Here is a 13,365-nt window from a genome sequence, read left to right as displayed (position 1 = left end):
GATAAAAGGGTCCAGGAAGGGGATAGGTATAGAAATTAGCTGGATACAGTCAACGAATCTCTGGCAGCTTGAGCGGCCAGCACCATTTGCCGCAATGCAGCTACAGATTCATCCTTGGTGCGGGTTTTCAGACCGCAGTCTGGATTGACCCAAAATAAATCGGAAGGCAGTACGCGCAGGGCACGCTGGATCATACTCAGCATTTCCGATACATCGGGAATACGCGGACTGTGGATATCGTATACGCCCAGACCAATGCCTTTGTCATACACCTGATCCTCAAAGCTGACAATCAGTTCTCCGTGGCTTCGCGAGGTTTCAATAGAAATGACGTCCGCATCCATATCGGAGATGGATTGGATCATATCCTGAAATTCGGAATAGCACATATGCGTATGGATTTGGGTGGCGGGTTCAACGGTTGCTGTTGTAACAAGGAAGGCTTGAACCGCCCACTCCAGGTAGGCCTGCTGCTGTTCCTTTTTCAGCGGAAGCCCTTCACGGATTGCGGGTTCATCGACCTGAATCATGCCAATCCCCGCTTTTTCCAATGCTTCTACCTCAGCCCGTAGTGCCAGTGCTAACTGTAAAGCAACCTGACTGCGAGGAATATCATTACGTTCGAAGGACCAGTTCAAAATCGTTACCGGACCTGTCAGCATTCCCTTGACCGGTTTGGAGGTCAACGATTGGGCGAAGGCCGTTTCTTCCACGGTCATAGGTTGGTCGAACGACACGTCTCCGTATATAATCGGCGGTTTAACACAGCGGGAGCCGTAGGACTGTACCCACCCGTTTTGTGTAAAGGCAAAGCCTTTCAGCTTTTCGCCAAAAAACTCAACCATGTCGGTCCGCTCAAACTCCCCGTGTACAAGCACATCAATACCAATGTCCTCCTGTATATCAATCCATTCCTTGATTTGCTGCTGAATGAATGTTCGGTACTGCTCGGCAGACCATTCCCCTCTGCGATAGTGCAGACGGGCTTTGCGAACCTCGGCGGTTTGCGGGAAGCTGCCAATCGTCGTCGTAGGAAGTGGAGGCAGCTTCAGCTTGTCCTGCTGAATCACACGACGCTCGACGAAGGGAACGCTGCGTGACTGCGGCTCTTTCGCCAGTAGAGCCGCCATATCGGCAGCGGTCTGTACTCGTGCCGCCGAGCTGTTGAAGCGAGCTACCGCGTCCGCACTCTGCTCAAGCTTGGCAAGTGCCGAGGGTTCGCGTTTGCCAAGCGCAGCGGTCAAAGCTGCGATTTCTTCCAGCTTTTCATCGGCAAAGGCCAGCGCTTGTACCAGCTCTGGGTCCAGCTTATGCTCTGCTTCCAGACTGACCGGCACATGCAGCAGACTGCATGATGGCTGTACGATGAGCTGGGCGGCGGGCGTTTGTTCTGCCAGCTGTTCAAGCAGCGCAGCCACGGCGTTCAGATCGGAGCGCCATATATTGCGCCCGTCAATAACGCCAGCGGCCAGCGTTTTGCCTGCGGGGAAGCCATGCTGGAGCACATGTTGAAGGTTTTCGCCATCATCATGTACAAAATCCATACCTAATCCCTGTACCGGGAGCGTGGACAGGTGCTCATAATGATCCAGACTGCCAAAGTAGGTTTGCAGCACGATATTTAAGGATGGAGCAGCCTCGGACAAGGCTTCATAAGCCTCCTGAATAATGTCCAAATCCTCTGCCGGGAATGAGGTGGTCAGGACAGGCTCATCCACCTGCACCCACTGAACGCCTTCCGCAGCCAGCTCAGACAGGACGCGGGCATACAGTGGCAGGAAGCTTCGTACAATGGCGGCCAAATCCTTACGATCATAGCCTTTGGACAGGGCAACGAACGAATAAGGACCGATCATGACGGGTTTACCCTCAATGCCCAACTCCTGTTTCGCTTCACGATAAGCCTGCAACGGCTTATTCTCCGTGAACACCGGGGTTGCATTCGCCAATTCCGGTACGATGTAATGGTAATTGGTATTCAGCCATTTGGTCATTTCACTGGCGGTGGCACCCTTTTGTCCACGGGCTATCCCGAAATAGACGGATAGGGGAACAGGTCCCTCGAGACGGTAGTTGAACCGTTCCGGCACCAGACCGAACATCACGGATGTATCCAGCATGTGATCGTAATAGGAAAAGTCTCCGACTGGAATTCGATCAATTCCCTTGTCACGCTGCTTGCTCAGATGCTCCAACCGCAATCGTTTCATCTCGATATGCAGTTCACCTTCATCCATGCTGCCGTTCCAGAAGCGTTCCAGTGCTTTCTTCCATTCCCGGTTCCCACCGATACGCGGATATCCCAGGTTACTGCTGATCAAGCCGGGCAAATCAGGCAATTCGGTAAATGACATGTACTTTTCCTCCCAGGCTGGTAACCAGTTTATTTTTGCGTACAAAAAAAGACATTCCTCCCCGGGGTAAAAATGAATAGGGGAAAGAATGCCTCCGTTATTTAAAAATAAAAATTCGGCGACTGCTCTTAACACCTCCCTATCTCCCGTAGGTACTTGCGATGTTGTTGAAATAGGCAGGTCTCCTGACTTACGAATCATGACTTTCAGCGCTCCTTCCCGGTCTGTGGACCAGTGGGTGTATCAACAGCTGAAAATTCCCCGTTTACAGTGGCGGGACCGCGCCGGACTTGCACCGGCTTCCCTTTTAAGCCTGAACTGAATAGAACAGACACCTATCTCCAAGCTATGCGATTATGGTATGACGAATAATTATGCACTCGTATACTTGTTCACCATCATAAGTGAAACCTGCGGGATGCGCAATAGAAACTCCGTTTGAACCTGCAATGAAACGATTAAGTTTATGGAAGCACATTTAAGGTTTATTAAAAGCGTTCTGCTTATCAGTACGTTATCCCGTGTTCCCGATTTAAAGCACCCCCCTTTCCAACTACACGCAAAAAAAGACAAGCCCTCCCATAGGGAAAGGACTCGTCTTAGGGCATAACAACTCATGCGAGTATAACATCGCCTCAGGCTAATGTAACGGTAGATCCTGCCAGAATGCTGGCCTTCACATCAACCAGTCGCTGATTGCGGCTGCCTCGGAAGGGAAGGGTCAGATCCTTTTGCTGTTCTACAAAAGGACCGTCCACAATCACATCGCACAGCAGCGCCAGCTCCTGCCGGGCCTGATCCGTAAGCAGTTCTTCGTAGACGAAGCCCGTATAGGCCCACACGGTTCGGTCAGGGCAGGCTGCGCGGAAGTCGCGTACAAACTGCGAGCATTCCGCTGCCGAGAAAAAGGGGTCTCCGCCGCAAAGGGTTAACCCGTCCAGCAATGGATTATCGGCGATGTCACGGATAACCTCCTGCTGCCGCTCCGGTGTGAACGGTTCGCCTGTACGGAAGCTCCAGGATGCCGGATTGAAGCAGCCGGGGCAGGCATGGCGGCAACCGCTAATGAACACAACGGTGCGCAGGCCGTGTCCTTCGTTCAGAGATTCCGGAATGTAGCCGCATAAATTCACCGATGCTTCACCCGGTCACGTACCTCGGCTTGTTTTGCGGTGTTGAACCGGACGGTATAATCACCTGTCAGATATCCGGTTACCCGGCGTAAGCGCTGAAAATGCGTATGTTCCTCATCAGCACCGCAATGGGGACAGCTTGTCCCGATAATGCCCTCGTAGCCGCATTCCGGGCAACGATCTACGGGATGATTAATGGAGAAGTACCCAATGTTTTGATGAAGCGCATATTGTACAATTTTAAGAAACGCCTCCGGGTTATTCCGCGCATTGCCATCCAGCTCAATGTACGAAATCGCTCCAGCGTTGCACAGGTTATGAAATGGGGCTTCGAGGCTGATTTTACGGGCAGCCGGAAGCGTGTAATACACAGGAATGTGAAAAGAATTCGTGTAATATTCACGATCATTCACACCGGGAATGACTCCGAAATCACGCTGATCCAGCAACGTGAATTTGCCGGATAGACCCTCGGCAGGCGTAGCGAATAGCGTAATATTAAGGTTATGCAATTCACTCATCCGGTCGCAGTAGACACGCATGGAAGCTATGACTCGTTGTGCCTCGCGGTATACAGCGTCATTCTCCCCGTGGTGTTTGCCGTACAGTGCCTTCATGCACTCAGCTAACCCGATGAATCCGATGGAAAGCGTACCGTGCTTTAGTATGCTTCCCACCTCTTCATCCGGCTCCAGCTCTTCTCCGCCTTCCCATACTCCTTCGCGCATCATAAAGTCTGAGGCTTTTGCCGGCTGGCTGGTCTGTATATGATAGCGATGGATCAGTCCGTCCACGGCAATGCGCATAACCTCTTCCAGTCTGGTATCAAAGCCATCCCGGTCAGGTGCCTTGCGCTTGCCTGTGCAAATGCCGTACTCAATGCCAAGACGCACCAGATTAATTGTATTGAATGAGAGGTTACCCTTTCCGCTCTGACGGTTTCTGCCAAAACGGTCAGCAATGGTGCGGGTACGGCAGCCCATCGTCGCAATAATGGTATCCGGATCATCTGCGCGGTAATAGGGCAGGTTGAAGGTAGCATCCACATTGACAAAATTGGGATACATACGTTTGCTGGAGCATTCTACTGCCCGCAGGAACAAGTCATAGTTAATATCGCCTTCGGCCTGATTGATCCCTTTTTTGCATTGGAAAATATGCTGTGGAAAAACAGGGGTTTCCCCGCTGCCCAAGCCACGAATAGTGGCCTCCAGCAACGATTGCGTAACAAGCCGCCCCTCAGCAGAAGTACACATGCCGTAATTCAGTGATGTGAACGGAATTTGTCCGCCTGCCCGACTGCTCATGGTGTTCAGGTTGTGAATAAGTGATTCGGCGGCCTGCCGGGTTTCCGTCTCCGTTTCTTCGCGTGCGAATGCGTATGAACGAGGGCAGATCTCATGTAATAGGCTGTTGGCTATATGTAATTCGTCATCAGGCAGGGCGGGTTCTATTCCTTCTCCGAACAGACGGAGTCCCTTGCGCAGATGCTTGCGGAAGGACCGGGCCACGAAAGGAGCAAGGTCCCAGTCTATTTTATTGGCAGAAACGCCTCCAAATTGGCTGTTTTGCTGAGACTGGAATATGATAGCCACCAGTGCCATAGCAGACATAATAGTTTGTGGTGTGCGCACAGAGCCGTTGCCTGTATTAAAACCATCTCGCAACAAGCGACCAAAAGGAATAAAGATACAGTTCGTAGTCCCGAGCGCATATTGGTCCAAATCGTGAACATACACATATCCGTGGTCGATAGCGTCTGTCAGTTCAGGCGGAAGCACACGCAGTCGCGAATACCACTTGGCGTACTCGGAGCCGAGCTTGCTCATTTTGCCGCTGAACGATTCTCCATTCAAATTTGCATTCTCCCGCAGCGTGTCCAAATCTTGTGCCCCAATGACCCGCTCGCCGATGTCGTATAATTGATGTTCCTCCAACACCTTCATCGCAAAACCCTCCATATAGTAAAATATATATTTTTCTCCCAAAAACAATATATTGACAATATCGTGTACAAACCAATTGTTTCAGTCTATATATTGTATATGTGGATGGATAGAGCGTATGTGATTATTGTCACGTCGATAGGGAGGGGAAAGCACAAAAAAGCCAGGTGAAAAGTCAGGAACACATCAACGAATACGCTCCTTACTCTACACCTGACGATCGAATATTTGACGGAAAATAATATGAGGACAGATCCATTGGATCTGAGTATGTGTTGTAATAAATTACTGGATCATTTAAAGCAGCTTTTTCAACTGGGACACCCGGCCTTGTGAGATATTGAGCATTTCGGCATATATCTTTTGCGGCAGGTTGGGATGTTCCTGAATCAGCTTTCGGAGCTTTTTTACCATGTCTCCTTGCTGCACTCTGGATTGTTTGGGCTGCCAGGTTGTATGGTTATGAACCGGCTTGCTAAGTTCTTGAGCCTGGATGGCTTCGGTGCTGGTGGGATGTACATTTTCCTCTGTCTTTAATACCTGAATGCAATCGGCGCAAATAAAGCTATCACGAAAATAAGTCAAATGATCAACTGCGCCGCAAAATTTGCAGGCTACACCTGTATATTTCCTTAATACAAAGCCTTCTTCATTCACGAAAAATTCGAGCGAATCACCAATATTGATATCCATCGTGGTACGCATTTCCTTGGGAAGCACGATTCGCCCCAATTGATCCAGAGGCCGTGTCATTCCGGTATTTTTCATAAGCTCTTCCTCCTTCAATTATATATATCCTGATTATACCAAAAAATATTATTTTTTGCTTTGTTTACTGAAGAAAATATACAATTTTTTTATGCATTTATCATATACCTTCACACGTATTGTCGGGGTACTCCTTTTTCGTTATGATATATTAAAACGCTTTCATACACCTTTTCATCGTATTTTGATTGGGATAAGGAGATGACGGATATGAGTCATGAAACAACGGGTTTAGAATATCTTTTTCAAAATCCGAAGATTCATCCGAAAAGCCTTTTACAGAAGGCAAAGCCCAGTCTATGATGACCTCTTACAACCTGATTAATGGGACACCTGCTACGTTGTATCACGGTGTTAACGATATTGTCAGGGACGAATGGGGAATGGACGGCTTTGTGGTCAGTGATGCCGGTGATGTGATGGGAATCGTAAAGGATAGCGCCCGATACGAACGATAGCTCTGTCACTGAAGGTACCGTCAACTCTCTTGTTACACTTGATGCCACGGATACTCTGAATGTGTGGGTGGACATTACGAATCAGAGCAGGTTTGCCGGAGAAGAGGTCGTACAATTATATGTGCGGTCCGGGGCTTCACGGATTTCAGCGTATTTGTCTGGAGCCGGGCGAGACGCGAACGGTTACATTTACGGTTCGAGTAAAGGACTGGGCAATTTGGGATGTCACGCGGGATCGCTATTGTGTTGAATCAGGCGAATATACATTGCTGGCAGGCGCTTCTATTACAGCGGATTCCGGCCTTCAGGCTTGAACTTGCTTCTGACTTCACGTACAATGCATTCAACGAAGTTTCTACAGCTTAGGGGTGTCATTACATTTGAATAGTAAGAAAAGACTACGCACCGCGACGCCCAAATGGCTTGGAGTCGCGGTCAAGGCGCTTGTCTATTTGGAAAAGCATGGAGAGCTCTGTGCCAGCGGTTCCATTGCCCGCTCCATTGACTGCGAAGTAACCTTGGTGCGCAGGGTGCTGACGCGACTTGTACAGGCGGATTTAATTGCGGCACGCGAAGGCCGCGAGGGGGGCTATGTGCTTACCCGCTCGGCAGATCATATTACACTCGCCGATATATACCACGCCATTGAAATATGCGATCCCATTTTTCCTGGCATGATGCATGAGCCGCAGAGCAGCCCTTTTTGCGAGGATTTGGCGACAGCCGTATCGGAAATTGTAGCCGAAAGCGAACGCCGGATGCTGGAAGTATGGGAATCCCATACCCTGGCTTCGCTTGCCAAGCGTACCACGCTGGTGGTAGGCGGCTGCCATCGTGAAGGCAAGGATGCCAAGGCTTCCTCCAAAGGGGATTAACACATTTTTTTCAAAACAGATAATAGCCGATACGACTCTTCCGAGAGAGGGTTGTATCGGCTATTTCTGTAGAGTTATACCTGATAGGAGCAGACCCGATTGCGCCCTGCATTTTTAGCTTCGTATAGTGCTTTATCCGCCTGTTCCAGCAGAGCCGCCCCGGACATATCCCCCCCCGTATCGGGAAAGGTCGTTACGCCGATAGAGACCGTGATTTTGAGTACAAGCCCGTCCGACAAAACAAACTCGTACTGATCTACCCCACCAAGGATCTGATTCGCTATGCGTAACGCTTGCTGGAAAGCACAATTCGGCAGAAGTACGGTGAATTCCTCCCCGCCGCTGCGGGTTACCACATCAGAGGAGCGACATTTGCCCATCAAAATCTGACCTAGCTGACGCAGCACCGCATCCCCGGCCGCATGACCGTAGGTATCGTTCACTTCCTTAAAATGATCAATATCCAATACAAGTACAGATAGATGCTCATGACGCTGACGAGCTTGGGGAAGCTTCTCTTCCAACGATAATTCAAGCTGTCTCCTGTTGCTCAGATTCGTGAGATGGTCTGTAAAGGAGGTATGCTCCAGACGAAGTAACAGCTCATTGGACGTGTTGATGGATTCGGCAATGAGATACAGGAGACATCCGCCGACCATGGAAATGAAGAACTGTAGCGGATAAACGCGCAGAACATCATAGATATCGTCCAAATTGATCAGGAGAGAGCAGAAGATTATCCCCAAGGCAAAAACATTCATGGTTATAAGCTTCAATAAACGGGACCAGGACAGACGTGACAGCAGAGCGCAGCCCAGACCGATAAGTATCATGAAAATCGCGCTGACGATGGCTTGCTTGGTTACACCAAACAGCAATAATCTGCCCACACACAAACAAAGGGTAGCTATGAGCGCTGCCGGACCGCCAATGTATGTTGCGGTAGCTACAACGGCCAGATGGCGAAGATCGGCAATGGTATTAAATCCGACTGGAATCGAGTAGTACATAATCACAATGCCGTAGCCACCAAATAGAGCGCCACCGATCCAATGAGCCTTGCGTTTTAAATTTTGGAGACGTATTTTATATCTTTGCGATATGAGACCGGTTATGTACAGAAAGGTGACAAGAATACAGGTATTTACAAAAAACGTACTAAACAAGATGCTAACCCTCCCGAGAGGCATATTACTTCATTTTATCAAAAAAAATGACATTAAGCTTGAAAATGAAGAACTTTATTGAAATTTATTACGCTGACGTGGCTTATAACGTTTCGTTCCTTCATTTAATGCATAAATGGGAATAGAATGAGCATACTCCAAATATCAAATAATTAGGAAAAAATAGGTGGAATATATGACTACCACTCTGGAAATGAGGTTTGCTCATGATTCGCTATCCCTATCGCAAACATAACAAAAAGTCGGATGCGGACAAAAATAATAAAAATTCTTCGCGTTATTTAAAGATCGAAGCTCATTTGGAAACCAACTTGCAGCAATTTAAGGAATTGACGTCCAACAGCCCGGACTTCCTGATTCGCCGCTTTAGTCTGGGGTTGAAGGCAGACGTCCCTGCGGCCATTGTATTTCTGAGTAGTATGGTCAAGACGGATATGGTGAATGAACTCGTCATGAAATCACTGCTTAGCCGACCATCTGCCGAGATGGCTGCCGAGGCAAAAAGTGCAGAAGAGCTTTTCAGTCGGATACAGAGTCACGCGCTCGAACTGGGTGAAGTGAAGGAATGTGATGATTGGAACTCTATGATGGAGCAAATATTGACGGGATATACGATTATTTTACTGGAAGGCTGTGAAAAAGCCATCGCATGCGGTACACGTGGAGGAGAGGCGCGGGCGGTCGCTGAGCCCACCACACATACTGTCGTCAGCGGACCGAAAGAAGGATTTGTAGAATCACTGTTTACAAACATCTCTCTTATACGCCGACGGATTAAAAGCTCCGAGCTTGCGATAGAGATGTTCAAAGTGGGAAATACGTCCCTCACGAATGTGGCCATGCTGTATATGAAGACTATTGCAGATCAAAGTGTCATAGATGAGGTTCGCAGACGGGTAAAATCCATCAATATTGATGCGATATTTGAATCCGGCATGGTAGAAGAGATGATACAAGATCATTATCTAACCCCTTTACCGACCATTTTTAACTCGGAAAGACCCGATACGATTAGCAGCAACATTATGGAGGGGCGAGTAGCGCTCATTGTGGATGGAACCCCGTTTGTGCTAGTTATGCCTACGGTATTTGCTCAATTTTTTCAGAGCTCTGCAGATTATTCGGAACGTTTCAACATGGTGATCGTCGTGCGGCTCATCCGGTATATCAGCTTTATTATTCTGATCCTGGGGCCGTCTCTCTACATTGCCTTAACGACGTATCATTATGAAATGATACCGACCCCACTGCTCATCAGCATAATGGCGCAGCGGGAATTTGTTCCTTTTCCGGCATTTGTGGAGGCGTTTATTTTGGAGGTCACCTTTGAGATCTTGCGTGAAGCTGGTATTCGAATGCCGCGTGTGGGCGGGCAGACCGTATCCGTTATCGGTGCGCTTGTATTGGGACAAGCGGCTGTGGAGGCTGGACTCGTCACCCCGCTGCTCACAATTGTAGTAGCGCTGACGGGGATTGCCAGCTACGCCATTCCGGCATATAACATGGCGACTGCCGGAAGACTGTTCCGGTTTGCCTTTATGTTGCTGGCTGCGTTTATGGGCTTGTTCGGTATAACATTGGGGCTGATTGCGCTGATTGCTCACATGAACAGCCTGCGCTCCTTCGGTGTGCCCTATATGGCTCCCTTCAGTCCCTTTATACTGGAGAACCAAAAGGATGCTGTATTGCGGCTCCCATTCTGGATGATGCAGGAACGTCCTAAAAGTATTACATCTACGAATCAGAAACGAATGAAGGATGGAAGTGCGAGTTCCCCTTCCAATGAAACTACACCGCAGGAGGGGGGCGCTCAGGGTGCATCAGGGGAAGGGGAATGAACAAAGCACAGCAACCTTCAAGTGGAGAATGCGGGTTCTGAGTTTGGTAGGACTGCTATGGATTCCATTTATATCCGGTTGCTGGGATTCAGTGGAGCTAAATCAGAGAGCGATAGTAGCGGCTATAGGCATTGATATGGATGGAGAATCCGGTTATGAAGTTTCTCTACAGGTTATCGTGGCGAGTGAAATATTAGGGAATAAAGGAAGGGGAGATAGCCCTGTCGTGTTATACCAGCAGAAGGGAAAAAGCATATATCAAGCAATCCGCAGGGCGTCGCAGAAGATTCCGCGGGATATTTCCCTCTCCCATGTGAGGCTTGTTGTTCTTGGAGAGAAGCTGGCCCGCCATGGAATCGGGCATACCCTTGATTTTATGGAGAGGTATGTAGAAACCCGATCAACGATGAAAATGATGGTGGCCCGCGGTAAAACTGGAAAGGATGTATTGGCATCCATGACCGCGATGGGCCGCATTCCGGCTAGAGACATCTCAGGAAAATTAGAAAGATCCCAACGTATGTACGCAGGTCATTACTCAGTGAATCTGGATGATGTTATTCGCGGCATATCCAATAAGGGCGGAGGGCCTGTCATTACCGGTGTAGAAGTAGATGGTGATTTGGAACAAGCCCGCAAGTCTAAATTGGAGACCATTATTCCAGAAGCTATGGTTCACATTAAGGGGATGGGAGTGTTTCGAAAGGATCGTCTCATCTATTGGTTGGACGATGATAAAGCCGTTGGTTTGTCCATGGTGAATAACAAGATAACAGGATCCGAAATGGTGCTGGATTACGGTAAGGAAAGTGGAGTTATCGGTATCACCACTGTATTTTCGCGGACGCGAATACACAGTCTGATGGAACGAGGTAAGCCTGTATTTATAGTTGATCTAGAACAGACGGGTTCCATAGACGAGGTCGAGAGTTCAATTGACATGAAAAATCCACAGGTGATGAAATATTTGCAATATCAATGGTCGAGGGAAACCAGGAAGATTATGGATTCGGTTATCAGGGACGTTCAGCGTATGCACAGCGATGTTCTCGGATTTGGGCATGAACTGGAAATGAGTCACCCTACACAATGGGAGAAGCTTTCTTCTCAGTGGAGCCAACATTTTGCAGAGAGTGCTGTTCGTGTTCATGTAACTTCGGTAATAAAGCAATCGCAGACGCTGATAGAACGCCATTTGAGGAGCGATACGGATTAGTGAATTAAGGAAGGTGAGGACACTGTGAAGAAGGAGCAAGTGATAGATGCAATGGAGATGATCTCCTTAATGTTACTGTTTGAATTAGGAACCACGGTGATTTCTATTCCTGGGAGGGATGCGGGTAAGGATGCATGGCTAGCTATCTTATTGTCTACGGGCTTCGGTGCTCTCCTTTTCTTTTGCTACGGCACTCTTCATCGGCGTTTCCCCGGCATGCTGCTGACCCAGTACATCAAGGTGATTACGGGTAGAAAAGTAGGAAGTGTACTTGCTTTCCTGTATATTTTGTTCTTTCTGTACGGCGGGACGCGTGATTTGAGAGATGCCGGTATTCTGATTTCTGATACGACTCTTTTTCGTACACCGTTGGCTGTAATAAGCGCCCTAATCATAGGGGTAGTGATGTACGTAATGTATTTGGGAATTGAGGCCGCTGGACGGACAGCGATTTGGCTGTTGTCCTTTCTACTATTGCTGGGCTTGACTACAACTATCTTGCTCTCGTTATCCGGCTCTATAGACTGGAAGAATATGATGCCCATAGCTCAGCATGGCTGGGGGGGAATATGGAAGGCGGTTTATACCGAAGGCATTATGCTCCCGTTCGGCGAGATGGTTACGTTTACGATGATTCTTCCTTCGTTAAAAAAAGATTATCGTGCCAATGTTGTGGGTATTACTTCTGTGCTGCTGGGAGGCATAGCCTTTTCCTTGATTGCGTTGATAAATGTGCTGGTTCTAGGAGAAGATTTGTTCCAGCGAGCAACATACCCGCTGCTCACGATGATCGGCAAGGTGGAAATAACGGATTTTATCGACAGGCTGGATGTGATTGGCGTTATGACCGTTATCATTGTCGACTTTTTTAAAATTTTTATTTTCTTTTATGCGGCGGTTAAAGCAGGAAGCGATGTACTGCGTATTCCTCCCGACAGATTGTTGTTGCCATTTGGACTGATTATGCTTACCTCCTCCTTGCTAATGGCCCAAAGCTATCAAGAGCATATTGCCATAGGTCAGTTTGTGCTTAAGTGGATGTTTCCGACATTTTCAGTGGTATTTCCTCTTTTGCTGCTTATCGTGTCAGGATTCCGAAAAAAAGGTAGCAGTAAAGGAAAAGGGAATGCTTCATAAGACACTATCTTAATGTTGAACGACACGTCAGTATCATTTATTTGCCCCGTTATTTGTTGTTACCTCTTTGGCCTTGTTGCTCTTTTGTATGGAAGCAGAGGTGGAGGCGGGAACACTCAGAAATCGTGACCATCGAGAGAAAAGAAAGCGAAATGTGTATCCAATTTGCTTTTTACCTACGGTAACCAAGAGCAGCAGTAGCATTCCTGCCAAGACGATATATTCGGATGATCGCGTGGTGCGAAAAGCCAATAACATAGGCTCCCAGGGATTATGAATACCGAATAGCCAATTCACCAGCAGATTGGTTCCGAGCATGAGTACCATAAAGAGTGTGAATATCCAGAGTATTTTCATCAAATATCCCCCTCGTGTGTATGAGTTGAACGTATATCTTGTATACATTGTGTTGCAAAGTGGCTCAATTTATCCGATTCCATTGACTTGAAATGA

Annotated in this window: 11 protein-coding genes, 1 pseudogene and 1 riboswitch; of the genes and pseudogenes, 6 read left to right on the top strand and 6 right to left on the bottom strand. The window is 48.2% G+C overall.

The window, feature by feature from the left end:
* Positions 1-35 precede the first annotated feature (35 nt).
* The 4 genes from metE to AC0WRU_RS23215 all read right to left on the bottom strand — a co-directional run bounded on the left by metE (position 36) and on the right by AC0WRU_RS23215 (position 6,201).
* The gene (metE, locus tag AC0WRU_RS23230) at positions 36-2,354 is read right to left on the bottom strand and encodes a 5-methyltetrahydropteroyltriglutamate--homocysteine S-methyltransferase (RefSeq protein ID WP_476126476.1); all 2,319 of its coding nucleotides are present in this window, start codon (positions 2,352-2,354) and stop codon (positions 36-38) included.
* Positions 2,355-2,512: 158 nt separating this feature from the next.
* Positions 2,513-2,708, bottom strand: a riboswitch (cobalamin riboswitch).
* A gap of 281 nt (positions 2,709-2,989) precedes the next feature.
* Entirely contained in the window at positions 2,990-3,487 is a 498-nt protein-coding gene (gene nrdG / locus AC0WRU_RS23225) for an anaerobic ribonucleoside-triphosphate reductase activating protein (RefSeq protein ID WP_476126475.1), read from the bottom strand.
* Complete coding sequence (locus AC0WRU_RS23220; protein ID WP_476126474.1) at positions 3,484-5,433, bottom strand: anaerobic ribonucleoside triphosphate reductase; 1,950 nt, start codon at positions 5,431-5,433, stop codon at positions 3,484-3,486. Before AC0WRU_RS23220 ends, nrdG begins: the two co-directional genes overlap by 4 nt.
* Before the next feature lie 297 nt (positions 5,434-5,730).
* Positions 5,731-6,201 carry an AbrB/MazE/SpoVT family DNA-binding domain-containing protein gene (locus AC0WRU_RS23215; RefSeq protein WP_476126473.1) on the bottom strand — a complete coding sequence of 157 codons (471 nt, stop codon included), beginning with the start codon at positions 6,199-6,201 and terminating at the stop codon, positions 5,731-5,733.
* Positions 6,202-6,467: 266 nt separating this feature from the next.
* Between AC0WRU_RS23215 and AC0WRU_RS23210 the strand changes: the two are divergent.
* From AC0WRU_RS23210 to AC0WRU_RS23200, 3 genes and pseudogenes are all read left to right on the top strand, one after another.
* Positions 6,468-6,650, top strand: a pseudogene (locus AC0WRU_RS23210) (glycoside hydrolase family 3 N-terminal domain-containing protein); the annotation flags it as partial.
* Positions 6,651-6,778: 128 nt separating this feature from the next.
* Positions 6,779-6,973: a fibronectin type III-like domain-contianing protein gene (locus AC0WRU_RS23205; protein WP_476126472.1), complete on the top strand. Its 195-nt coding sequence runs from the start codon at positions 6,779-6,781 to the stop codon at positions 6,971-6,973.
* Positions 6,974-7,039: 66 nt separating this feature from the next.
* Positions 7,040-7,534, top strand: coding sequence for an RrF2 family transcriptional regulator (locus AC0WRU_RS23200; RefSeq protein ID WP_476126471.1), 495 nt, complete (start codon positions 7,040-7,042; stop codon positions 7,532-7,534).
* Positions 7,535-7,608: 74 nt separating this feature from the next.
* On the opposite strand, the gene AC0WRU_RS23195 is transcribed toward AC0WRU_RS23200, so the two are convergent.
* The gene (locus AC0WRU_RS23195) at positions 7,609-8,700 is read right to left on the bottom strand and encodes a diguanylate cyclase (protein ID WP_476126470.1); all 1,092 of its coding nucleotides are present in this window, start codon (positions 8,698-8,700) and stop codon (positions 7,609-7,611) included.
* Between the two features lie 227 nt (positions 8,701-8,927).
* Between AC0WRU_RS23195 and AC0WRU_RS23190 the strand changes: the two genes are divergently transcribed.
* From AC0WRU_RS23190 to AC0WRU_RS23180, 3 genes are read left to right on the top strand one after another with little or no spacing between them, the layout of a single operon-like run.
* On the top strand, positions 8,928-10,559 hold the full coding sequence (locus AC0WRU_RS23190) for a spore germination protein (RefSeq protein WP_476126469.1): 1,632 nt from the start codon (positions 8,928-8,930) through the stop codon (positions 10,557-10,559).
* Positions 10,537-11,775: a Ger(x)C family spore germination protein gene (locus AC0WRU_RS23185; protein ID WP_476126468.1), complete on the top strand. Its 1,239-nt coding sequence runs from the start codon at positions 10,537-10,539 to the stop codon at positions 11,773-11,775. The genes AC0WRU_RS23190 and AC0WRU_RS23185 overlap by 23 nt, the downstream gene beginning before the upstream one ends.
* Before the next feature lie 24 nt (positions 11,776-11,799).
* Entirely contained in the window at positions 11,800-12,912 is a 1,113-nt protein-coding gene (locus AC0WRU_RS23180) for a GerAB/ArcD/ProY family transporter (RefSeq protein WP_476126467.1), read from the top strand.
* A gap of 33 nt (positions 12,913-12,945) precedes the next feature.
* Here AC0WRU_RS23180 and AC0WRU_RS23175 read toward each other — a convergent pair whose 3' ends face one another.
* Positions 12,946-13,269, bottom strand: coding sequence for a YczF family membrane protein (locus AC0WRU_RS23175; RefSeq protein WP_476126466.1), 324 nt, complete (start codon positions 13,267-13,269; stop codon positions 12,946-12,948).
* Positions 13,270-13,365: the final 96 nt, after the last annotated feature.

Source organism: Paenibacillus sp. 1-8, assembly GCF_056316205.1.
This window is presented reverse-complemented; position numbering and strand designations above follow the sequence as displayed.

Coding starts and splice junctions, on each gene's coding strand:
- metE (WP_476126476.1), bottom strand. CDS start 2,354: ATGTCATTTACCGAATTGCCTGATTTGCCCGGCTTGATCAGCAGTAAC.
- AC0WRU_RS23220 (WP_476126474.1), bottom strand. CDS start 5,433: ATGAAGGTGTTGGAGGAACATCAATTATACGACATCGGCGAGCGGGTC.
- AC0WRU_RS23215 (WP_476126473.1), bottom strand. CDS start 6,201: ATGAAAAATACCGGAATGACACGGCCTCTGGATCAATTGGGGCGAATC.
- AC0WRU_RS23205 (WP_476126472.1), top strand. CDS start 6,779: ATGTGCGGTCCGGGGCTTCACGGATTTCAGCGTATTTGTCTGGAGCCG.
- AC0WRU_RS23190 (WP_476126469.1), top strand. CDS start 8,928: ATGATTCGCTATCCCTATCGCAAACATAACAAAAAGTCGGATGCGGAC.
- AC0WRU_RS23175 (WP_476126466.1), bottom strand. CDS start 13,269: ATGAAAATACTCTGGATATTCACACTCTTTATGGTACTCATGCTCGGA.